This window comes from Nocardioides sp. AN3, from assembly GCF_054653495.1.
The window spans coordinates 122,797-144,726 of record NZ_BAAIGC010000002.1 but is presented as its reverse complement, the minus strand read 5'-3'; the positions used below and the strand labels follow the sequence as shown (position 1 = coordinate 144,726).

Annotated in this window: 20 protein-coding genes and 2 tRNA genes; 12 read left to right on the top strand and 10 right to left on the bottom strand. The window is 70.3% G+C overall.

Features of this window, described 5'->3' with window-relative positions:
- The first annotated feature begins 19 nt into the window (after window positions 1-19).
- The 5 genes from ACYQ1K_RS03335 to ACYQ1K_RS03315 all read left to right on the top strand — a co-directional run bounded on the left by ACYQ1K_RS03335 (window position 20) and on the right by ACYQ1K_RS03315 (window position 5,270).
- Window positions 20-1,138 (top strand): extracellular solute-binding protein, encoded by a 1,119-nt coding sequence (locus ACYQ1K_RS03335; protein ID WP_459981382.1) that lies wholly within the window; start codon window positions 20-22, stop codon window positions 1,136-1,138.
- Window positions 1,135-2,688 (top strand): acyl-CoA carboxylase subunit beta, encoded by a 1,554-nt coding sequence (locus ACYQ1K_RS03330; protein ID WP_459981381.1) that lies wholly within the window; start codon window positions 1,135-1,137, stop codon window positions 2,686-2,688. The genes ACYQ1K_RS03335 and ACYQ1K_RS03330 overlap by 4 nt, the downstream gene beginning before the upstream one ends.
- Window positions 2,689-2,728: 40 nt before the next feature.
- The gene (locus ACYQ1K_RS03325; protein WP_459981380.1) at window positions 2,729-4,486 is read left to right on the top strand and encodes an ABC transporter permease subunit; all 1,758 of its coding nucleotides are present in this window, start codon (window positions 2,729-2,731) and stop codon (window positions 4,484-4,486) included.
- A gap of 5 nt (window positions 4,487-4,491) precedes the next feature.
- Entirely contained in the window at window positions 4,492-4,650 is a 159-nt protein-coding gene (locus ACYQ1K_RS03320) for a hypothetical protein (protein ID WP_459981379.1), read from the top strand.
- A 95-nt stretch (window positions 4,651-4,745) separates the two neighbouring features.
- The gene (locus tag ACYQ1K_RS03315; RefSeq protein ID WP_459981378.1) at window positions 4,746-5,270 is read left to right on the top strand and encodes a hypothetical protein; all 525 of its coding nucleotides are present in this window, start codon (window positions 4,746-4,748) and stop codon (window positions 5,268-5,270) included.
- Between the two features lie 14 nt (window positions 5,271-5,284).
- Here the strand turns inward: ACYQ1K_RS03315 and ACYQ1K_RS03310 are convergent, their stop codons facing one another.
- Window positions 5,285-6,877 carry a class I adenylate-forming enzyme family protein gene (locus tag ACYQ1K_RS03310; protein WP_459981377.1) on the bottom strand — a complete coding sequence of 531 codons (1,593 nt, stop codon included), beginning with the start codon at window positions 6,875-6,877 and terminating at the stop codon, window positions 5,285-5,287.
- A gap of 171 nt (window positions 6,878-7,048) precedes the next feature.
- Here ACYQ1K_RS03310 and ACYQ1K_RS03305 point away from each other — a divergent pair, with 171 nt between their 5' ends.
- Together ACYQ1K_RS03305 and ACYQ1K_RS03300 are read left to right on the top strand one after the other, a co-directional pair.
- Window positions 7,049-8,845, top strand: coding sequence for an acetyl/propionyl/methylcrotonyl-CoA carboxylase subunit alpha (locus tag ACYQ1K_RS03305; protein WP_459981376.1), 1,797 nt, complete (start codon window positions 7,049-7,051; stop codon window positions 8,843-8,845).
- Entirely contained in the window at window positions 8,842-9,912 is a 1,071-nt protein-coding gene (locus ACYQ1K_RS03300) for a hypothetical protein (protein ID WP_459981375.1), read from the top strand. Before ACYQ1K_RS03305 ends, ACYQ1K_RS03300 begins: the two co-directional genes overlap by 4 nt.
- A 28-nt stretch (window positions 9,913-9,940) precedes the next feature.
- On the opposite strand, the gene ACYQ1K_RS03295 is transcribed toward ACYQ1K_RS03300, so the two are convergent.
- The 4 genes from ACYQ1K_RS03295 to ACYQ1K_RS03280 all read right to left on the bottom strand — a co-directional run bounded on the left by ACYQ1K_RS03295 (window position 9,941) and on the right by ACYQ1K_RS03280 (window position 12,803).
- Window positions 9,941-10,930 (bottom strand): NADPH:quinone oxidoreductase family protein, encoded by a 990-nt coding sequence (locus tag ACYQ1K_RS03295; RefSeq protein ID WP_459981374.1) that lies wholly within the window; start codon window positions 10,928-10,930, stop codon window positions 9,941-9,943.
- A gap of 252 nt (window positions 10,931-11,182) precedes the next feature.
- A complete protein-coding gene (locus ACYQ1K_RS03290) occupies window positions 11,183-11,623 on the bottom strand; it encodes an acyl-CoA thioesterase (protein WP_459981373.1) in 441 nt (146 codons plus the stop codon).
- Between the two features lie 149 nt (window positions 11,624-11,772).
- Window positions 11,773-12,417: a zinc-binding metallopeptidase family protein gene (locus ACYQ1K_RS03285; RefSeq protein WP_459981372.1), complete on the bottom strand. Its 645-nt coding sequence runs from the start codon at window positions 12,415-12,417 to the stop codon at window positions 11,773-11,775.
- Window positions 12,418-12,730: 313 nt separating this feature from the next.
- Window positions 12,731-12,803, bottom strand: a tRNA-Glu gene (locus tag ACYQ1K_RS03280).
- Window positions 12,804-13,007: 204 nt separating this feature from the next.
- On the opposite strand from ACYQ1K_RS03280, the gene ACYQ1K_RS03275 reads away from it, so the two are divergent.
- Both ACYQ1K_RS03275 and ACYQ1K_RS03270 read left to right on the top strand, forming a co-directional pair.
- Window positions 13,008-13,081 (top strand) — tRNA-Phe (locus ACYQ1K_RS03275).
- Between the two features lie 165 nt (window positions 13,082-13,246).
- Window positions 13,247-13,888, top strand: a complete 642-nt coding sequence (locus ACYQ1K_RS03270; protein WP_459981371.1) for an alpha/beta hydrolase — start codon at window positions 13,247-13,249, stop codon at window positions 13,886-13,888.
- 49 nt (window positions 13,889-13,937) lie between these two features.
- Here ACYQ1K_RS03270 and ACYQ1K_RS03265 read toward each other — a convergent pair whose 3' ends face one another.
- Both ACYQ1K_RS03265 and ACYQ1K_RS03260 read right to left on the bottom strand, forming a co-directional pair.
- Window positions 13,938-14,564 (bottom strand): alpha/beta hydrolase, encoded by a 627-nt coding sequence (locus ACYQ1K_RS03265; RefSeq protein WP_459981370.1) that lies wholly within the window; start codon window positions 14,562-14,564, stop codon window positions 13,938-13,940.
- A gap of 176 nt (window positions 14,565-14,740) precedes the next feature.
- A complete protein-coding gene (locus ACYQ1K_RS03260; RefSeq protein WP_459981369.1) occupies window positions 14,741-16,213 on the bottom strand; it encodes a GAF domain-containing sensor histidine kinase in 1,473 nt (490 codons plus the stop codon).
- A gap of 137 nt (window positions 16,214-16,350) precedes the next feature.
- Between ACYQ1K_RS03260 and ACYQ1K_RS03255 the strand changes: the two genes are divergently transcribed.
- The gene (locus tag ACYQ1K_RS03255) at window positions 16,351-16,620 is read left to right on the top strand and encodes a DUF2277 domain-containing protein (protein ID WP_459981368.1); all 270 of its coding nucleotides are present in this window, start codon (window positions 16,351-16,353) and stop codon (window positions 16,618-16,620) included.
- Entirely contained in the window at window positions 16,610-17,425 is an 816-nt protein-coding gene (locus ACYQ1K_RS03250; protein WP_459981367.1) for an NAD-dependent protein deacetylase, read from the top strand. The genes ACYQ1K_RS03255 and ACYQ1K_RS03250 overlap by 11 nt, the downstream gene beginning before the upstream one ends.
- Here ACYQ1K_RS03250 and ACYQ1K_RS03245 read toward each other — a convergent pair.
- Together ACYQ1K_RS03245 and ACYQ1K_RS03240 are read right to left on the bottom strand one after the other, a co-directional pair.
- A complete protein-coding gene (locus ACYQ1K_RS03245) occupies window positions 17,409-17,753 on the bottom strand; it encodes a hypothetical protein (RefSeq protein WP_459981366.1) in 345 nt (114 codons plus the stop codon). The genes ACYQ1K_RS03250 and ACYQ1K_RS03245 overlap by 17 nt on opposite strands.
- A 175-nt stretch (window positions 17,754-17,928) precedes the next feature.
- Window positions 17,929-18,615, bottom strand: a complete 687-nt coding sequence (locus ACYQ1K_RS03240) for an iron-dependent transcriptional repressor DtxR (protein ID WP_459981365.1) — start codon at window positions 18,613-18,615, stop codon at window positions 17,929-17,931.
- A gap of 22 nt (window positions 18,616-18,637) precedes the next feature.
- On the opposite strand from ACYQ1K_RS03240, the gene ACYQ1K_RS03235 reads away from it, so the two are divergent.
- Window positions 18,638-20,239 carry a glycoside hydrolase family 13 protein gene (locus ACYQ1K_RS03235; protein WP_459981364.1) on the top strand — a complete coding sequence of 534 codons (1,602 nt, stop codon included), beginning with the start codon at window positions 18,638-18,640 and terminating at the stop codon, window positions 20,237-20,239.
- Window positions 20,240-20,604: 365 nt separating this feature from the next.
- Here the strand turns inward: ACYQ1K_RS03235 and ACYQ1K_RS03230 are convergent, their stop codons facing one another.
- Complete coding sequence (locus tag ACYQ1K_RS03230; protein ID WP_459981599.1) at window positions 20,605-21,900, bottom strand: IS110 family RNA-guided transposase; 1,296 nt, start codon at window positions 21,898-21,900, stop codon at window positions 20,605-20,607.
- Window positions 21,901-21,930: the final 30 nt, after the last annotated feature.

Sequence of the window (21,930 nt, the reverse complement as noted above, 5' to 3'; positions counted from 1 at the left end):
AACCGATCAGGAGATGAACATGTCGCACCCACGCAAACGCCTCGCGGTGGCGCTGCCCCTCGCGTTGGTCCTCGCGGCCACCGCGGCCTGCGGTGGAGGCTCCGACCACGCGACGGCGAGTCCGCAGGAGTTCCCCACCTCCGCCTACCCCACCAGCGTGTACGGCGGGCTCAGCGGAAAGCTCACCTACTACGACACAGGCGGCGGCTCTGGCATCGCCGCCCTGAACGCCACGGTCGACAAGGACTACACCGCTCTGACCGGCGTGAAGGTGGTCGACGACTACAACGCCACCATGACCAAGTTCAACGCCGCAATGCAGGCCGGTCAGGGTCAGTGGGACGTCGTCGAGTTCGCGACCGGCGGTGACGCCAAGGCGGCGCAGGAGCACGGATACCTCGAGAAGCTCGACCCCTCCGTCGTACCTCTGGACAAGGTCGACGACAAGTCGGCCACCGACTACTACTTCCCGTCCCACCGCTACGGGATCGTCCTCGCCTGGAACACCGACAAGTTCCCGGCTGGGAAGGCACCGACGACCATGGCCGACCTCTTCGACACCCAGCGGTTCCCGGGCAAGCGTTGCATGTTCGAGTACCCGCAGTTCGGCGCCACGATGGAGTCCGCGCTCCTCGCGGGCGGGGCGGCCCCGGGCGACCTCTATCCGCTCGACGTCAAGTCTGCGTTGACCAAGCTCGACACCATCAAGAACGACATCGTGTGGTGGACAAGCGGCGACCAGGCGATCCAGTACCTCACCAGCGGCGAGTGCGACCTGGGCGTCGTCTGGACCGGACGGCTCTTCGACGCCGTGACCAACGACCATGCACCGCTCGACTTCACGTGGAACGGCGGTCTGTACGCGTCGGGCTACTACGGCGTCCCGACGAATGCGCCGAACAAGGGTGCGGCGCAGGCCTACCTCGCGCACTTCCTGACCAACACGGGCGCGCAGGAGGCCTTCCTCAAGCGGTTCCCCTACCCTGCACCGATCAAGGACCTGCAGATTCCGCCCTCCGTCGCGAAGTGGGTTCCCCTCGGCCAGAACATCGCGAATGCGGAGCCGGAGGACGAGGACTGGTACAGCGCGAACATCACCGGCCTGAGCAAGACCTTCACCGACTGGGTCGGTCAGTGAGCGACGCACGCGCCGAGTGGGCACCTCTGCTGGAGGAGCTCGCTCGGCGTCGTGCGCACGCCCTGGCGGGCGGGCGCCGTGAGCGGATTGAGCGCGAGCACGCCCGGGGTCGCCTGACGGCGCGCGAGCGCATCACCCGCCTGGTCGACCCCGACACCTTCCTCGAGTTCGGCATGCTTGCCACGACGCCGGACGGCGACGGCAGCGCACCAAGCACCTACCTGTGTGGCCTCGCCGAGATCAACGGCGAGCCCGTCGCCGTAGGAGCGGAGGACTTCACGATCCAGGCCGGGAGCGCCGGTGTGAACCTGCATCGCTTCAAGGGCGGCTTCGGCGGCTTCATCGAGGAGCTGGCACTCGGCTACCGCATTCCGCTGGTGCTGCTGATCCAGAGCGCCGGCGGCACGATCGAGCTGCAGGACGTCAAGGGCTACGCGACCCTGCTGGCCGGGCAGCCGACGTACCCGATGTTCGAGCTGCTCGAGCAGGTGCCGGTCGTCGCTGCGGTGCTCGGCCCCGCCGCGGGTGGCTCCGCTGCTCGCGCCGTGGCGACCCACTTCACGGTGATGTCGCGGCCCCACGGCTGCCTGTTCGCCGGCGGCCCGCCGTTGGTGAAGCGGGCGACCGGTGTCGACGTCGACAAGCTCACGCTCGGCGGCTCGGCCGTCCACGTGGAGACCTCGGGTCTGATCGCCAACGCGGCGGAGGACGAGGAGGAGGCCTTCGACGCGATCCGTAGCTTCTTGTGGTATCTGCCGTCCAACGTGGACGAGCGGCCACCGCGAGCCATCCCGTGCCAGCCCGCTGCCGAGCCCGACACCCTCTTGGACGTGGTGCCGCCGGACAGCCGGCGGCCATTCGACCCGCGGCTGGTGCTCGACGCTCTGGTCGACGGCGACTCGTTCTTCGAGCTCGCTCCGGACTTCGGCCGGTCGCTCGTCACCGGCCTCGCCCGGATCGACGGGTATGCCGTGGGGGTGCTCGCCTCCGACTCGCGCTTCTTCGGCGGGGCCCTCGACGCCGACTCCTCACGCAAGCAGATCTCGCTGGTCGAGCTGTGCGACGAGTTCCACCTGCCGCTTGTGTACGTCGTCGACGTCCCGGGCTTCATGATCGGCCCGGACGCCGAACGAGGCGGCGTGCTCGGCTACGGCACCCGAGCGCTCCAGGCGATCCAGCGCGCCTCCGTCCCTGTGTACACGCTGCAGGTCCGCCGGTCGTATGGCCTTGCTGCCAACGCCACCGGCAACGCCCATGCCAACAGCGTTCGCATCGCGTGGCCCTCGGCAGAGTGGGGCGACATGCCGGTCTCCAGCGGCATCGAAGCCGAGTTCCGCGAGCAGATCGAGGGCGCCGAGGATCCGGAGGCCGAACGCCGCCGCATCCTCGAGCAGTACGCCGAGAACACCTCGATGTGGCGCGCGGCTGAGCACTTCGCGGTCGAGCACGTCATCGACCCACGTGAGTCACGGGACGTCCTGGCGCGGCTGCTCGCCCTCGCAGCACGCACACCCCTCCCCTCCCAGTCAGGGCCGAAGTTCCGCGTGTGACCGCGAAACGGACGGTCGGAAAACCAGTCAGGAGCCCCCGATGTCAGCCATCCGTCAGCTGCCCCTCAACGGGTCGGCACCTCTGCTCGCCACGCGACGTCTCGGGTCCGCAGCGCTGCGCCGAGGAGCTGTGCTCGCCCCCGTCGCCGCGCTCTGCCTGGTCTTCTTCGTCTGGCCGCTCCTCACCGTGCTCCTGCGCAGCCTGGACCCCGCCGGGCAGGCACACCTCAGCGACCTGCACCTCTCGCTCGCCCACTACCGGGAGGCGTTGACCGACGCGACGTTGCGCCGGATCATCGGGCACACGTTCGTGATCGCGGCATGGGCGACGGCGCTGACGGGCGTGTTGGCGTTCCCGGTCGCCTACCTGATCTCACGACTGTCGCGTCGGGCCGGGATGATCCTTCTCTCGCTCGTGATGCTGCAGTTCTGGGTCTCGATCCTGGTGCGGCTGTTCGCCTACACCCAGATCCTCGGTCGGGACGGCCTCATCAACCGATTGGCCAGCACTTGGGGGCACGGGCCCTACGCACTGCTGTTCAACACTCCGGCGACGATCATCGGAATGATCGTCTACCTGCTGCCGTACATGGTGCTGATCCTGCACGCCGGCATGTCGGGGGTGGACCACAGCCTGCTGACCGCCGCCAGGACGCTCGGCGCCTCGCCTCGGCAGGCCTTCCTCCGCGTCTACCTACCGATGGTCAGGTCCTCGATCGTGACCGGCCTGCTGCTGATCTTCGTGCTCTCGCTCGGCTTCTTTCTCACGCCCGCCGTACTCGGGGGGCCGCGGGACACGACCGTGGCGATCTACATCCAGCAGCAGATCGACCTCTACCAATGGGGCACCGCAAGCGCGATCGGCATCCTGCTGCTGGTCGTCACGCTGATCGGGTACGTCGCTGCCGTCCGGCTGGGTGGTCTCGCGGCCGCGGCACCGACGGGCGGAGCGTCGAGCAAGGGAACCGTGACAGCAGAGCCGCTCCGGTTCTCTACCATGAGCGTGGCACTGTGGGTGTCTGCCGTGCTGGTGCTCGCCGCTCTGCTCCTCCCGCTGCTCGTCGTGGTCGCCGTGTCGTTCACCGACACCTCCCGGCTGGTGTGGCCGCCGCAGGGCTTCACGGTGCACTGGTACGCCGACGTGTTGCAGAACCCGCTGTGGACGGACTCGATCCGCAAGAGCGCCGTCGTGGCGTCGGGAGTCGCCGTGGCGTCCACGTCGGCCGGGCTGGTCTTGGCGCGCACGATGGCGGCACTCCGGTCGGCGACGGGACGCACGCTGCTGCTCAGCGCGGTGTATGCCCCGCTGGTGGTGCCGCTCATCCTGCTGGCCATCGGCGTGTATGACGTCCAGGCGCGGCTCGGTCTCCTCGGCTCGACCGTGGGCCTGGTGCTGGCGCACACCGTGATCGCGCTCCCGTTCGCGTTCGCGATCCTCAACAATGCGCTGGCCAACATCGACTCTTCCCTCGAACCGGCGGCCTGGACGCTGGGGGCCTCCCGCCAGCGTGCCTTCCGAAGGGCGGTGCTGCCGAACATCGTGCCCAGCGTCGTCGCTGCCCTGCTGGTCTCGTTCATCACGTCGTGGGACGAACCGGTGATCGCGCTGTTCCAGACCGGGCTCGACAAGACGCTGCCGGTCACGATCTTCACCATGCTCAAGTCCGGCGTCACCCCGGCCCTGGCTGCGGTCGCGACCATGATGCTGGTCCTCGTGGTGCTGCTGATGGTGGTCAGCGCGCTGATCGGCAGTCGTCGGGCGCACCGGCAGGCCGCCGGCGTTCACGATGAGGGGTGAGTGGTGTGCACACCGCCACGCAGCTCGACGCCGCGGCGTTCGCGTTCCGTCTCGACGGGAGCACGCGCGGCCTGCAAGCCGCCCTCCCCGGCTGGACGGTCGCGGACCGCTTCGGCATCGTCGTCGACCGTCCCTACGGCTCGCCCTGGGCGCGAGCCTGCTGATCCAGGCCGCCGTCGCAGCCTTCTTCGACGTACGGCCCGAGCGGCGGACGACCCCGACGTATCCGGAGATCTATGCACTCCACGTGGGCGCGCCGATGGGTGACCACAGCGGCTTCGACTTCTGGCCGCCGCGCAAGGAGGTCGTCGTGCCGAGCGCGACACCGGTCGACGTGCTGGCCGCGATCAACGCCCATGCGATCACCCGGCTCGCGGTGCCCGCGCTCGCCCCGGCCCCGCTCGCGCTCCTCGAGGACGGCCCGCACACCGCGGCCGAGCAGCAGAGCGCCCGAGAGCGGATCACCTCCTGCTTCGCGTACGACCCGAGCGGCCTGGTCGACGACGCCGACGTCGAGGTGAGCACGGCCGACCGACGCCTGCTGGAGAACCTCGATGCGACGCTCGACCTCGCACGGATCGCTCGGAAGGCCCTCCTCACCGCACGCTCGGTCGACACCCGCCGATGGGCGAGCAGGGTGCTCACCCGCGCGGGCGAGGTTCCCGACGAGGTCCGACGCGATCTGCGGCGGGCCCGCCGCCGGGACGGCTCCTCACGCACCGAGTCCTACCGTCGGCTGACGGTGGACGTGGCGCTCGGAATGATCGCTGCGTTGGGCCGCTGACCGCCGACGGGCCATCAGCGAACGGCCAGCACGTCTGCGACCTCGAGGGCCAGCTCTCGCTTGAGGACCTTGTTGTTGACGCTGATCGGGAGCTCGGTGCGGAACAGGACGTGCTGCGGCTTCTTGTACGACGCGATGTGCTCGCGCACGAACGCGACGAGGTCGTCCGCGCCCACCTCCGCCCCGCTCCTGCGTACGACGACGGCGACCACCGCTTCGCCGTACTCCGGGTCCGGCACCCCGACCACGGCGCACTGATCGACGTCCGGGTGCTGCAGCAGCACGCCCTCGATCTCGGCCGGGTAGACGTTCTGTCCCTTCGAGATGATCATGTCGCGAACCCGGCCGTTGATGTAGAGGAAGCCGTCCTCGTCGACGTAGCCCAGGTCACCGGTGCGCAGCCAGCCGTCGCTGAGCGCCGCGGCCGAGAGCTCCGGGGCGTTCCAGTAGCCCGTGATCACGGTCGGAGAGGAGGTCCAGATCTCGCCGCTCTGTCCGACCGCCGCCTCGACACCGTCGTCGGTGACGATCCGGAGCACCTGCCCCAGGGCCGGTCGTCCGACCGAGCCGGGCTTGCGGTCGATCTCGTCGTTGCCGATGATCGTGATGCCGCCAGCCTCCGTGCCGCCGTACCCGATGATCAGCTCCTTGTCGGGCCAGCGCTCGCGCACCCGCCGCATGAGGTCGGCTTGGCACACCTCGCCGCCGGTGAGCATGACCTCCAAGGTGTCCAGGGGCAGGCGCGACTCGTCGTCCGCGTGCAGCATCGGCTGGAACATCGTCGGAAAGACGATGGTGTGGGTCACGCCCCACCGGTCGATGTACTCAGCCATCCGTTCCGCGCTCCAGTTCCGACTGGGCATGATGCAGACAGTTCCTCCGACGAGGAACGTCGGCAGTGTGAAGTCGTGCAGCCCGCCGGTGTTGAAGAGCGTCGGGACCACCATGGTCCGCATCTCCGCGCGGTAGCCGGGGAACATCGCCGCCTGCTGCATCGCGTAGTAGAGCAGGTTGCGGTGGCCGAGCATCGCCCCCTTGGGCTTGCCGGTCGTGCCCGAGGAGAACAGGATCACGTGCGGGTCGGCGGGGCTCACAGCGGACGTCGGCGGCGTGGTGAGCAGCTCGCCGTACGCCGTGCCGCTGCGGTCGCTGTCGAGCACGACCAAGGGGACGGCGAGACCGGCGAGATCCAGAGCCTGCCGTGCGGACGACGTGAGTGTCTCCTCGGTGAAGACGAACCTGGCGTCGACGTCCCGCAGGACGTCGGCGAGCTCCGCTGCGGTGGCGCGGAAGCTGGCCGGGACGATGGTGAGCCCCGCGAACGCACAGGCGAAGTAGATCTCGAAGACCTCACCACGGTTGAAGAGATGCGTGACGACACGATCACCGTGCCGCAGGCCGTGGGCACGCAGCGCGGCGGCCAGACCGAGCGCGTGCTCGCGAAGCTCGCGATAGGTGCGCGTGCCTCCCTCCCACACAAGTGCCGTGCGGGCCGGATCGACCGGTTGCGGCATCCCGTGGCCTCCGAGCATCCAGGCGATGGAGGGCTCGGCGGTCGAGAAGGTGCCGACTGCGGACTGCGTGGGGGCCTCTGCTGCCGTGGTCACGAATCCCGACGCTAGGCTCCGGACCCGCGACGTGTGTCCGGTGCCACATCCGAGGTGGCCCGGTTGGGGGATGGCCCGCGCCGTACGGCGTGCTGTCCCTCCCGCCAAGCCCGAGGCTAGGCGCAGCGACCGCGATCCTCCGACGGATCGGCCGCCTCGTCAGGAGGACACATGTCTCGATCCCCCCAGAAGGTGCTCATCGCCAATCGCGGTGAGATCGCCGTTCGGGTCATCCGTGCGGCCAAGGACGCCGGCATCGCGTCGGTGGCGGTGTACGCCGAGCCCGACCGCGACGCCCTGTTCGTGCGAATGGCCGACGAGGCGTACTCGCTCGAGGGCTCGACGCCCGGCGACTCCTATCTGGTGATCGAGAAGGTCATCGACCTCGCAAAGCAGTCCGGGGCTGACTCGGTGCATCCGGGCTACGGCTTCCTGGCCGAGAACGCCGACTTCGCCCAGGCCGTCCTCGACGCCGGGCTGATCTGGATCGGCCCCCCGCCGGCCGCCATCGAGTCGCTGGGCGACAAGGCGAAGGCCAAGCACATCGCCCTCGCGGCCGGCGCCCCGCTCGCGCCGGGTCTGAAGGACCCGGTCAAGGACGCCGACGAGATCGTCGCCTTCGCCCACGAGCACGGCCTGCCTGTGGCGATCAAGGCGGTCTTCGGCGGTGGTGGCCGCGGCCTCAAGGTGGCCCGCACCCTCGAGGAGATCCCTGAGCTCTACGAGTCGGCCGTGCGCGAGGCCGCGGCGGCCTTCGGGCGCGGCGAGTGCTTGGTCGAGAAGTTCCTCGACAAGCCCCGCCACGTCGAGACCCAATGCCTGGCCGACGAGCACGGCAACGTCATCGTGGTCTCCACCCGGGACTGCTCGCTGCAACGACGCCACCAGAAGCTCGTGGAGGAGGCCCCGGCGCCGTTCCTCACCGACGAGCAGAGCAAGCGCCTCTACGAGTCCTCCAAGGCCATCCTGCGCGAGGCCGGCTACGTCGGCGCCGGCACGTGTGAGTTCCTCGTCGCGGCCGACGGCACTATCTCCTTCCTCGAGGTCAACACCCGCCTGCAGGTCGAGCACTGCGTCTCCGAAGAGGTCACCGGCATCGACCTGGTCCGCGAGATGTTCCGCATCGCCGCGGGCGAAGAGCTCGGCTACGACGACCCGGAGATCATCGGTCACGCCATCGAGTTCCGGATCAACGCCGAGGACCCCGGCACCAGCTTCATGCCCACCCCCGGCACCCTCACCAGGTGGAACCCGCCGCAAGGCCCGGGCGTCCGCGTGGACGGTGGCTACGAGAACGGCCAGACAGTCCCTGCCTCGTTCGACTCCCTCATCGCCAAGCTGATCGTCACCGGCCGCGACCGCACCCAGGCCATCGAGCGCGCCCGCCGCGCGATCGCCGAGTTCGAGGTCGACGGCATGCCGACCGCCCTCACCTTCGCCGAGGTCGTCGTCAACGACCCGGCCTGGGTCGCCTCGTCGAACTCTTCGGGCACCGGTTCCTTCGACGTCCACACGACCTGGATCGAGACCGACTTCGACAACACCATCGAGCCCTACAGTGGCACGGAGCGCTCAGAGTCCGCCGACCCTCAGGATCCTGCCGGACGGCACGTGCCCCGGCCGTCCGGCCCGGTGGTGTGCCATGACGGTCGGATCGTCACGCGCGGGCGGAGGCCTCGCCGCCGCGGCGTGAGCGCCGTCGCCGGACGGCAAGCCGGCGACCAGCTCGTGGCCCCGATGCCAGGCACCGTGGTGAAGGTCGCCGTCGCGGCGGGAGCGGAAGTCGCCGGGGGCGACGTCCTGGTGGTGCTCGAGGCCATGAAGATGGAGCAGCCGCTCAAGGCCCACAGAGCCGGCGTGGTGGCGGACCTTCGTGTCCGCGAAGGTGTTTCCGTGACGCGCGGTGACCTGGTCTGTCGGATCGTCGACCCCTCTGCAACGGAGACCCACCTGGAGGAGGTCCGATGACGATCATCCTCGACAACGACCTGCACGGCCTCGCGCGCCCTCGCGCGGCCTCCGAGTGGACCTTCCAGGAGCAGACGCTGGCAGGCGTGCAGTTCTGGGACGCTGTCGCGCACGAGGTCGACAACGCGTTGCTCCGCGCGGTCGGGCCCGAGCGCTGGACGGCCTACGTCGAACAGGTCTTCCGAGCCCAGCAGAGCGCCTACTTCCCCGCTGGGGCTGACCTCCTCGGCATTCCGGGCGATGCGAGCGACGCAACTCGCTGCGCGCTGTACCACTGCCTGTCGACGGGCCTCGCGGGATCGCGGTCGCGGTACGCGATCGAGTCGGAGACGAAGGCGTGGATCTTCTACCAGCCGAACATCATGTCGGTGGCATCACCGGCGTACCGGCGCGAGCTCCAGCTGGCGGCCTATCGAGGGTGGTACGTCCACAACGGCCCCTCTCTGGGCAACGACCGGATGGTCTTCGTGGTGACCCACCTGGTCGCGGACGGCGACCCCTACGACGCTGGCTACTTCGAGGACACCGGTCGTCCGGTCCCTCCCGAGGACCGGCTGCGCTTCGCGCACGGATCGACGCCACCGCCCCCGCAGGACCGTCGGCTGCCGGAGCTCGACGAGAGCGTGTGGCCCGAGGAACGGCGGCTGCGGGCGTTGCGCAACCTCGTGAGCGGATGGGCCTGGGACCACATCAGTGCCGCGCCGCTCCTCCTCGGCGACGAAGGGACGACAGCGATCGGTCGCGCCGTAGCACTGACCGTCGGCTCGTTCCGTCCCTACTTCGACGCCGCACTCGCCGAGTCCGGCGCGCGGTCCTGGGCCGCCTACTTCGCGCTGGTGCATCGCGCGGCGGGGTTCCCGGTCACCGTGCGCAACAGCGGAGACCTGATCCAGGTCACCCTCGAGCGGGATCCCGTCGTCACCTCGACCCTCGCGCCGCGGGCAGCGACCGCAGCGGCCACACACCGCGCCGTGCACGCTGCGTGGGCGGTGGCGTGTGCCGAGGACGGCGTGGCCGTCACGCCCCTCGCCAGGGGCGGGCTAGCGTTCGGACCAGCCGCGCCCTGACCTGCGCACCGGCTGGCCGCGGCGGGGGTCAGAACTCCAGCACGACCTTCCCGGCCGCCCGGCGCTCGTCGAGCAACACCATCGCCTCTCCGGCTCGCGCGGCCGGGAAGCGATGCGTGACGAGGGGAGTGATGGAGCCGTCCTGGACGAGCCGGTTGACGCCGTCGGTCACGCGGCGGTGGACGTCGAGCCGGCTGAAGACGTAACCCCACTCGACCCCGATCACCTCGAGGTTGCGCAGCAGCAGCCGGTTGAGGCGGACCTCCGGGATCGTGCCCGCCGCGAAGCCCACCACGATCAACCGGCCGCCGTCGCGAAGCGAGCGGAGGCTGTCGAGGATCCGGTCACCGCCCACCGGGTCGAGCACGGCATCCACGCCGCCGAGCGTCTGGGCTGCTCCCTTCCAGTCGTCGTTCGCCAGGACGACCTGGTCGGCCCCGGCTTCCCACGCGACAGCGGCCTTCTCCTCGGTGGAGACCACCGCGACGGTGCGGATCCCGAGCCCACGCGCGATCTGCAACGCAGCGGTGCCGACCCCACCGGCCGCTCCCTGGACCAGCATCGTCTCCCCACGTTGCATCCGGCCGCGGACCACCATGGCGAAGTAGGCGGTGTGGTAGTTGAGCAGCAGTGAGGCACCTTGGGCGAAGTCGAGCCGGTCCGGCAACGGCACGGTGATCCAGCTTGGTGCGACAGCGACCTCCGCCCAAGCGCCCAGGTCGGCGTATGCCGCCACCCGGTCGCCGGCTTGGAAGCCCGAACCGGTGGGTGCGCTGCGGACGAGTCCGGCGACCTCGCACCCAGGCACGAACGGCAGCTCGGGCTGGTAGTGGTACCTGCCGCGGGTCTGAAGGACCTCGGGGAAGGACACTCCCGCGGCCTTCACATCGATCACCACGAGCTCGTCAGGTGCTGCCAGCCGATGCCGCAGCTCGGGCAGGGGGATCTCGGCGACCTCGACAGCCGAGGCAGGACCATCCAGGTTGACGATCTGGACCGCGCGCATGGTCTCGGTCATTCGTTGCCACCTCCGTGCTGTCGTCGGGCGTCATCGGGCGCCGCGGTAGGCCGGCCGGGCGACCCGCCTCCCGGACCGTAGAGCGGTGCGCCGGCGGGCCCGCGCTCCTACGGGGGCCGAGTCACCCGACCGGGGGATGGACGGCGCCCCGCCCGATGAGCGAGTATGCGACGCGACGCAGGTCGCGGTGGAGCCCCAGCGAGGCCCGCTACGCCAAGCGTGGAGGCCAGGCGGCGTCGAGGGGAGGCACGTTCAACCCCGGACGAGGACCGGTTCCTCGAGGAATCCGGCTAGGGCGCCGCGCTCCTCGACACTCAGCTCCCGCGGTCGCGAGCGGGACAGGTCGTACGGCACCATGACCGTCCCCGCGCGGACATACACATCGTTGGCGTCCGCTGACATCCCCGGTCGGTCCTTCACTTCGTAGGCCAGTTTGAAAGAGCGAGCGCCGAGTTCGGTCACCCACATCTCGACGATCACCGGTTCCGCTCGGTAGCGCAGCGGCCGCAAGTAGGTGATGTCATGCTGAGCGACGACGGACACCGGGATGCCTGCCTCGGTCTTTCCCGCCTGCTTCTGCGCGAAGTCCATCCGCGCCTCTTCCAGATAGCGCAGGAAGGTCACGTTGTTGACGTGCCCGTATGCGTCCATGTCGAACCAGCGCACGGCACAGCTGTGGGTGTGGCGAGCCACGGTGATCTCCCTCCCTCGTACGAGGCGGCCACATCAAGAGCCGCGCCTCGTATCGACCTTCACCGGGCAGATTCCAGCGCCGAGATGTCACCTGCGAAACAGGGACGTTGCGGCGGCGTTATGGGAGACGAGAACGCCGGTGATGCCTCTCACGTTCGCGATCGGCCGTGACGATCGCGACAGCGGAGGTCGGGACCGGCACGCGCACAGGGCCCAACCCGGGACCCCCGGGGTGTCGAAACCTGTCGACAGGCACTATTCATGAGCTCGACCGCGTCGAGCGCCCTGCGTCCCAGGTGCGGCGAGGCACCCGCATGTGCGGCAACGCCGCGGAAGCGGAAGTGGACCTGCGCATACGCCAGGCTCAAGATCTGCCGCGTCGTCGTTGTCGCGGCAAGGTGCCAGCTCACCGCCGCGTCCACGTCCTCGAAGGCACCGTCTCGCACCATGAACGTCTTCCCTGCGGCCGCCTCCTCCGCGGGACAACCGTAGTAGCGGACACGCCCTGCGGCTCCGGTTTCCCAGAGGCGCTGCGCCACCGGGACGGCCGCGAGCAACGACCCCGCTCCGAGCAGGTGATGGCCGCACCCCTGGCCGTTGCCCGTGGTGCTCGCCGGGTCCGGCGTCCGCTCGGCGACACCGGAGGCCTGGCTCAGACCAGGCAGCGCGTCGTACTCACCGAGGATGGCGATGACCGGACCGCCACTGCCGAACTCGGCGCTGAATGCGGTCGGGATCCCCGCGACGTCGCGGGTCAACGATCCGGCCGAGAGGGTCCACTGACGTCTCGACATTCCGTCCTGAGGGAAGGCACCTCGCCACACTTCGAGTCTCCGATCCCGGGAGGGCGACCTGAACCGCCATTCCAACAGTCGACCGGCCGGAAGCACCCAAGACGACGGCCGGTCTGTGTGACGCTGCAGGAAATCCGTCACATTCAGAGGCACGGCTCAGGCATGCTTCAGGTCGTCCGCGGCTCGATCGACCCTGGGTCGCGTCGCGTCCCCCGCAGGAGGGGCGCGACGAGCTCACTTGCGGCCACGCCGAAGTCATAGTTCGGCGGCCTCATCGTCTGTAGCGTCTCTAGGTCAGGCCCGATGAGCGTCGTACCCCCTACCGGATTCGAACCGGCGCTACCGCCGTGAAAGGGCGGGGTCCTGGGCCGCTAGACGAAGGGGGCTCCAAGCGCGCGCCAGTCTAGTGGTCTGCCGCCGGACCTCCCCAACCGAGGGACGTCAGGCGGGATGGCGGCTCCGACAGCCACCCCGCATGACGCACCGGGGCCGAGAGCGCGGGGCCGACAGCGCGAGGCAGCCACCGCGAGTCAGCCACCGATACCGATTGGTCCCCCCGCCGACCGGTCCGGTAGTCTCTCCCCTCGCCCGGCCAGGTAGCTCAGTTGGTACGAGCGACCGACTGAAAATCGGTAGGTCGGCGGTTCGACCCCGCCCCTGGCCACAGGCAGTCGAAGGCCCCCGAGGACTCCTCGGGGGCCTTCGTGCGTCGAGCGGTCACCTCGGGAAGGTCGGCCATGACCGCCTGGCAACACGCTCGTCTGAAACGGAGCGCGCCGGTTACCGATCCGCCATGGCGCTGGCTCCGAACCAGAGGACGATGCGATCTGTGACCTCACACCCGCCGGGCTCGGCCGCGGCCTTCACCGACGTACGCCTCCCGCAGGCGCCACGCGCGCTCGCGCTCGTGCTCCATGGCGGCGCGGACTTCGCGGAGCAGCCGGTCGACCGGCGCAGCCTGTCGTGGCGGCGCGGCCGGCAGCTGCTGCGCGACATCGAGCGGCCACTCAGCCGTGACGATGTCGGCGTCGTGCTGCTGCGCTATCGGGTCAAGGGGTGGAACGCGCGCCTCGGCGAGCCGGCGCCCGTGGTCGACGCCCGGTGGGCCCTGGACGAGCTCGAGAAGCGGCACGGGCTTCCGGTCGTGATCGTCGGGCACTCCATGGGCGGACGAACAGCTGTCGCAGTGGCTGACCACGCCGCCGTACGGGGCGTCGTCGCGCTCGCGCCCTGGCTCCCCTCGAGCGAGCCGGTGAAGCCGCTGACCGGCAAGGTGCTCCGGGCCGCTCACGGACGACTCGACCGCATCACCTCGGCGGCGGCGACGCGCAGCTTCGTCCAGCGCGCCCAACACGTCTGCGACGCCGAGTTCACCGACATGGGCGACGCGGGGCACTACCTGCTGCGTCGGGTGCGGGCCTGGAACGAGTTCGCCGTGGACGGCGTCCGCGCCGTGCTCGACCGCAGCTGAGGTGCCTCGGGGGTGGGAGCAGCCATTTCCCCCACCCCCGAGCGAAACGTCACGGCTGGGGCATCGCCGCCTCCGTGATCAGCTTGCGCAGACCGGCACCCATCCGGTCGTGGACAGCCGTGCCGGACGGCGAGGCGACGACCGCACCGGCGACCGGCGTCGGGGCCGGCGGCGGCACGGGGTCACACGTGAGGTCGGACCGGTTGTTGCCCGGCTGCCGCTTCGGCACCACGCCCGTGAGTAGGTAGGTCGCGATCGCGTCATCGGTGCAGGAGACGCCGGAGAGCGAGCCCGCGTGCGTCGTCCCTCGCACGCCCTCGATCAGCGACGACCGCGGGAACCGCTTGCGCACCTCGATGGCGCCTGGCCACGGCGTGGCCGCGTCGTTGGTCTCCTCGATCAGCAGGATCGGCGGCACGCCCTTGCCGTTCACGTCGACCGGCCGCGAGGGCCAGGCCGGCCAGGTGAGGCACGGAGCGTTGTACCAGGTGTTGTTCCAGGCGAGGAACGGTGCGTACGAGGCGATCTTGTCCGCATCGTGCTCCTGCCGCTTCCACCGCGGCCAGGCCGCGTCGGTGCACTCGACCGCCAGGTACGTCGCATAGGTGGCGTCGCCGGGTGCGCCGTACGCGTCCTCGGCCAGCGTCAGGTCGCCCTTCGCCGCGTCTGCCAGCACCCCCGCCCGCGCTCTTGCAGGCGGCGGAGTAGCCGGCGGCCTTGTCGAGCCAGTACTTCTCGATGCCGGGCACGACCGGGTCGTACGACGGCCGCCCACGCTTGAAGTACGACGGATCGCTACCTAACACGCGATTTTTGCTTTTCGTCATCACCCTCCGGACGACGAGATCCGCGTCAGTGCGCCGCGGGCACCATCCACACCAGACTCGCGCCCTTCGGTGTCGCCGAGCCGGTCCGCATGACGCCACCGAGCGCCTGCGCCCGCCGCTGAGCGTTGCGCAGCCCGCTCGCCACCCCCGCGGCCGGCGGGATCCCGACGCCGTCGTCGCTCACCCGCAGCATGAACCACGCGGCCGACGCGGTCAGCTCGACCTGTGCTGCCGAAGCATGGGCGTGCCGCGCGATGTTGGAGAGCGCCTCACGCAGCACCAGGAGCACCTCGTCGCAGACGGCCTCGGTGAGGGTCGTGTCGACCGGTCCGCTGACGCGGAGCGCGGGTCGGAAGCCGAGCACGACGACGTACTCCTCCACCAGCGCGCGGGCCGCCGTCGACAGCGAGCCGTCGAGGCCGCGGCCCAGCTCGAAGATCGTGGCACGCAGGTCGCGGATGCTGGTGTCGAGGTCGCGGACGCTGGCGGCGATGGCGGCCTCCATCATCTCAGGGCCTCCCCCGCGGGCCGCCTGCAGCTGCATGCCGGTCGCGTAGAGCCGCTGGATGACGAGGTCGTGCAGGTCCCGGGCGATCCGGTCGCGGTCGGCGGCGATCAGGAGCTCATGCCGCTCGTCGATCGCCTCGGCTCGGTCCAGCGCGAGGCTGACCTGGCCGGCGAACGTCGAGAGCAGATGCCGCTCCAGGCCTCCGAGCGCCGAGGAGATGCCAGGCTGCTCGACGAGCAGAACGCCGGGCGGCGCGAGCTGTGTCTGCAGAGGAAGGAGCAGCGACTCCAGCCCGGCGACGCGCTGGGCGCAGCGCAGCTGGCCGGCGTCGCCCGCCGCGGCGATCTCCTCGCGCAGCGCGACAGCGGCGGCGAGCACCTCGGCCTCGTCGTCGTCATCCGCACCCTCGAACTCGGCCAGATGCCACCGTTCCTCGCCCCGGCCGTCGTCGAGGAACAGCGCGACCCGACGGGCGCCCGCCACCGTCCGCACGCCGGAGACCAGCTGGGCGCGGGCGTCCTCGGGGCGCATGGTCGGTGCGAGAGCGGCGGCGACCTTGACGGTGCCTTCGAGCCACCGGCGGCGGCGCTCGCTCTCGTCGTAGGCCAGCGCGTTGCCCACGAGCGGAGCCGCGAGGGTGGCGAGCCGCTCGAGGAGTGCGCGGTCCTCACCGTCGATCGGTGCGCATGGGCGGGCCACCGTGAGCCGCCCGAGCACCGCGCCGTGCGCGTGCAGATCCAGGACGAGGCTCTCCGCATCGTCGGCCGGCACAGCTCCGTCCTCGACGCGATGCACCGGCGAGTCCTCCGCACTCATCTCGACGGCGGCGTACGGCGCCTCTGCGAGCGCACGCGCGACCGACGCGGTGCGTCGCAGCGTCTCGTCGAGGTCCGGGGCGGACCCGATCAGGTCGATCGCGTCCAGCAGCGCATGGGATCTGGTGACGTCGTCGGGCAGGGTCCTCACTGCGGCCCGGTGACGTCCCTGCACCGGACCACCCTAGGTGGCCGATGGGGTCCCCGGGACCCCCTCAGGGACGGTCCGACCGGACGGCGGCCCAAGTGACCCGGATGGGCCACGTGATCGAGGACCGCCCGTCTGTCGGCGCGCGGACGTACCCTGACCGCATGTGTCGCAACATCCGCCCGCTCCACAACTTCGAGCCGCCGGCGACCGAGGACGAGGTGACCGCCGCGGCGCTGCAGTTCGTGCGCAAGGTGGCCGGCACGACGAAGCCGTCCCTGGCGAACCAGGCGGCGTTCGACCGCGCCGTCGCCGAGATCGCACACGCGACCAGACACCTGCTCGACGACCTGGTCACCACCGCCCCACCCAAGGACCGCGACGTCGAGGCGGCCAAGAGACGCGCCCGCGCCGAGGCTCGGTATGCCGGCTGACGCCGCGCTCGCCCTGCTCCGCGGGCGACCGCTCGTCGTGCTGACGGGGGCCGGGCTCTCGACCGACTCGGGCATCCCGGACTACCGCGGTCCGGGCGCGCCTGATCGGACTCCGATGACCTACCAGGAGTTCGTCTCGGGCGAGGAGGCGCAGCGGCGCTATTGGGCGCGGAGCCACCTCGGCTGGGGACGGATGCGCGCGGCGACGCCGAATGCCGGTCACCACGCGCTCGCGGCACTCGACCCGACGCTGCTGATCACGCAGAACGTCGACGGCCTTCACGAGCAGGCCGGCAGCCGCGATGTCGTCGCGCTCCACGGCCGCATCTCCGACGTGGTGTGCCTCGCGTGTCGCCGTGTGAGCTCCCGGGCCGACCTCCAGCGCCGGCTCGATGAGCTCAACCCCGACTGGGCCGCCGCGCACGCCGATGTCGCGGTGCGTCCCGACGGCGACGTCGACCTCGAGACGACCGACGGCTTCGTCGTTCCGGCGTGCCAGAAGTGCGGCGGCGTGCTCAAGCCCGACGTCGTGTTCTTCGGCGAGAACGTGCCCCGCGACCGGGTGGAGGCGTGCTACGCCGCCGTCGATGCCCTCGCCGGCGAGGGCGCACTGCTCGTGGCCGGGTCCAGCCTGACCGTGATGAGCGGACTGAGGTTCGCCCGCCGCGCGGCCCGCAACGGCACGCCCATCGTCATCGTCAACCGCGGCGCCACGCGAGGCGACGACCTGGCGACGTACAAGGTCGACGCCGGGTGCAGCGAGTTCCTGACCGAGCTGGCAAGGGAGGCTAGGGCAGTCGCATGAAGGCCTGCGCGTCGCGCAGGTCGCCGAGCAGGTCGACGAGCTCGTGCATGCCCTGGTTCTCCGGCAGCAGGTCCACGTCGGTGAGGCGCTGCGCCGCCATCTCCATCGGCAGGCGCGCGCCGAGGTGCAAGGCGTAGACCGCCTCACCTCGCAACCGGTCGACGGACAGGACGACGGCGGCGTGGAACTCGCCGTCCCTGTCGGTCACGAGGACGTCCTGGCCCTCGATGAGCCCGGCCTCGAGGCCGGTGGACTCGTGGGAGACGACGAGCGGTCCTGGACCCGAGACCAGTTCCGCCGCCGACATGTCGACCCCGAACAGCTCCATCTGGCTTCCCTCCCCCCGGCCGCCTGGCCCCGCGGCTGCTGCCACGCCACCGGACGGCTGTCACGCAAGGAAGCCAGGCCATCACGAAACGGCGGCCCCGGGCTCGGATTCACCGGCCCTATGCCGAACTGTGGGGATCCCGTTGATGAAGGGCGCCGCGATGAAGGCGCCGCGATCAGAGGCGCCGGACGAAGATGTGCTCGGCCGCCTCGGGGACGATCTCAGCGCTCTCGCCGCCTGAGCCCACCAGCACGCCCTCGGTGGTGGCGACCACGGTGACGGATTTGTCCGGCAGGGCGCCGACCCGGCGCAGAGCGCTCATCAGCGTCTCGTCCTTCTGCATCTCCTCGGAGATGCGGCGCACCAGCACGGTGCCCTTCTCGAGGGTCGCGACCTTGGCGAGCGACTCGACGCCGTCCATGAAGTCCTCGCCGAGCATGTCGGCGCCGAGCTCGTCGAGGCCGGGGATCGGGTTGCCGTACGGCGACTCCGTCGGGTGGCCGAGCAGCTCCATCAGGCGCTTCTCGACGGTCTCCGACATGACGTGCTCCCAGCGGCACGCCTCCTCGTGGACCAGCTCCCAGTCGAGCCCGATGACGTCGGTCAGCAGCCGCTCAGCGAGCCGGTGCTTGCGCATGACGCGGGTGGCCAGGCGGTGACCCTCGTCGGTGAGCTCCAGGTGGCGGTCGCCCTCCACGGTGAGCAGCCCGTCCCGCTCCATCCGAGCCACGGTCTGCGAGACGGTGGGCCCGCTCTGGTGCAGCCGCTCGGCGATGCGAGCCCGCAGCGGCACGATGCCCTCCTCGACCAGCTCATAGATGGTCCGCAGGTACATCTCGGTGGTGTCGATCAGGTCGCTCACCGTCCCATTCTAGGGTTGTGGGGTGACCGCTTCCTCCGCCGCGCCCTGGTGGCGCCACGCCGTGACCTACCAGGTCTACCCACGCAGCTTCGCCGACGGGAACGGCGATGGGATCGGGGACCTTCCGGGCATCACGTCGCGGCTGCCCTACCTGCGCGACCTCGGCGTCGACGCTCTCTGGGTCTGCCCGTTCTACACCTCTCCGCAGAAGGACCACGGGTACGACGTCGCCGACTACCGCGACATCGACCCGCTGTTCGGCACGCTCGCCGACGCCGACGCGCTGATCGCGCGCGCCCACGAGCTCGGACTGCGGCTGATCGTCGACCTCGTCCCCAACCACACCTCGAGCGAGCACGCCTGGTTCCAGGAGGCGCTGGCCGCGGCGCCCGGCTCCCCCGAGCGGGCCCGCTACCTCTTCCGGGACGGGCGCGGTCCGAACGGAAACGAGCCGCCCAACAACTGGCGGTCGGTCTTCGGCGGTCCCGCGTGGACGAGGGTCCCCGACGGACAGTGGTACCTCCACCTCTTCGACAGCTCCCAGCCCGACCTCGACTGGCGCAACCCCGAGGTCGGCGACATGTTCGAGGACGTGCTGCGCTTCTGGCTCGACCGTGGCGCGGACGGCTTCCGCATCGACGTCGCGCACGGCCTCCTGAAGGACGAGACGCTGCGCGACCAGATCGTCCCGGAGGGCCTCGACCCCTCCTCGGAGGCCAAGTCGATGATCGAGCTCTCGCTCACCGACGAGCCGATGTGGGACCAGCCGGAGGTGCATGACGTCTACCGCCGCTGGCGCCGCGTGCTCGAGGAGTATCCGGGCGACCGCATGCTCGTCGCCGAGGCCTGGACCCAGACGGCCGTCTCGCTCGCGCGCTACGTCCGCCCCGACGAGATGCATCAGGCCTTCAACTTCGCCTGGCTGCTGGCGCCCTGGTCGGCCAAGGCGTTCGCCGAGGTCATCACCGGCACCCTCGAGGAGCTCTCCGACGTCAAGGCGTCGCCGACCTGGGTGCTCAGCAACCACGATGTCGTCCGGCACACCACGCGGTACGGCGGCGGGCAGCTCGGCATCACCCGCGGGCGTGCGGCCACCGTGACGATGCTGGCGCTGCCCGGGTCGGCGTACGTCTATCAGGGCGAGGAGCTCGGCCTCGAGCAGGTGGAGGTCGCACCCGACGACCGGCAGGACCCGACCTGGCTGCGCACCCGCGGCACCGCTCGGCCCGAGGAGGGCCGCGACGGCTGCCGCATCCCGATGCCGTGGAGGGGCTCGGAGCCGCCGTACGGCTTCAGCCCCGGTCCCGGACAGCCCTGGCTCCCCCAGCCCGCCGACTGGGCGTCGGTCACCGTCGAGGCCGAGACCGGCGACCCGGACTCGGTCCTCGAGCTCTACCGGCGCGCGCTAACCGCCCGTCGGACGTACGCCGGCCCCGAGCGCGGCGACACCGTCGAGCTGCTCGACCTGGGCGAGGACGTCCTGGCCTTCCGCCGCGACGGCCTCACGGTCGTCCTCAACTGCGGCGAGACGCCCGTCGACCTCCCGTCCGGCGAGGTCGTGCTCTCCAGCGACCCGCTCGAGGGCCGGTCACTGCCGCCCAACACGTCCGCCTGGCTGGTCTGAGCTGGGCGCCCGAGGTAGTTCGGGACGTTTCCCACGGTCTACTGGCCGGTAACGGTCGGAAACGTCCCGAACTGATATGGCGGTCCTGGTTGTCAAGAGGGCATGGTGGAGCGCCGCCCTGCTGGGTTGCGGGACGGCGCTCCACGTTCGTCGTCGGATCTGGTGACGGGGCGTGTCGTTGCGACGCGTGTCGAGACTGATATGCGCGGGTTGGCTACCGCATGACGGGGCGTTCGGCTGGAGCGATGGTCGGTTGTCTAACCTCGAGCGTGGCCCTGGCGGGGGTTGCTCATAGTGCGGGCCCGAGTCGTGCTCCATGCGCTGCCGCGTCACCGTCTGCGACGACGAGCTCGGGGGGCGACTTTTCAGTCGTTCATGACGGCGAGGGACCAGCACCAGCCGGCCAGTTCGCGGGCGATGGCGGTGTTGGCGATGGTGGCCTTCTTGCTGCGGGCGTCGAAGACTGCCCAGCGGTGGTGGAGGCGGCGGTTGCCGGCATCGCCACGTCGGGCCGCGGCTGGAGTCGAGGCCGCCCACCGCTGACGCATCGTCTTGGTCGTGACGTACCGCTTGCGGTGGTGCCAGGCTGCCTCGATGAGCAGCCGTCGCACGTGGCCGTTGCCGGCCCGGGTGATCGAGCCCTGGCTGCGGGACTCACCGCTGGAGTGCTCACTGGGGACCAGACCCACGAAGCAGCCGATGCTGGCACCGGTGAACCGCGACCAGTCACCGATCTCGACCGCGAGGGCGAACGCGGTCAGCGTGGAGACGCCCCGCAGGCAGGCCAACCGGCGCACCAGCGCGGTGAACTCTGAGTCCGCCGCCATCGCGGCGATCTGCTCGTCGAGCCGGTCCCGACGCGCCGAGACCTCCACGACCGTCTCATAACAGCCCTCGAAGGCCAGCCGGGTGCCGACCTGCTCGAAACGCTGGGCCCGCAGCCAGGCGTCGTGCCGCTGGGTCCAGGGCTTGCCGTCGTAGTAGACGATCCCGTGGCGCAACAGCAGCTTGGAGAGCCGGTGTCGGGCCCTGGTCAGGTCCCCGCGGGTGTCCTCGCGGGCGCGGACCAGATCCCGGGCCGCCTCCTGCCCGACCGTGGGCACCGCGACCGGCACCAGGTCATCAAGCCGCAAGAGCCGGGCCAACAGATCCGCGTCGCGAGCATCGGTCTTGACCCGGTCCCCCGGTGGCCGGGTCATCTTCGAGGGCGCCGCGACCACACACCGGATCCCCGCCGCGTCCAAGTGCCGATACAGCCCGAACCCGGTCGGGCCGGCCTCATAGGCCACCGCCACCGGACCTGGCAGGTCCCGCACCCACCCGGTGATGTCCTCACAGGACGGAGTCAGACGCGATCTGAACAACTCGCCCGTGACGCCATCGATCGCTGAGGCAACGACCGACCTGGCGTGCACGTCGAGCCCAACACTCGTACGCTCGGTGAACACCGGGGCCCTCCCACAATTGTCGGATAGGCCGAGCAGGCAGCCCCTGCTCGGTAACCCACGAATCTTGTGAGCGAGGCCCCGGCCCGCAACCCCCAAGACACTGAATCGCGGTGAGCAGCCTTGGCCCAGACCCCGGCGATCCCTCGCTCCCAGCCGCCCCTGCTGGGGGCCCGCCAGCGTGTCAACGTGGAGCACGCGCAGCGAAGCGAGCATGAACGACGTTGACACCCAGGGCCACCAGCA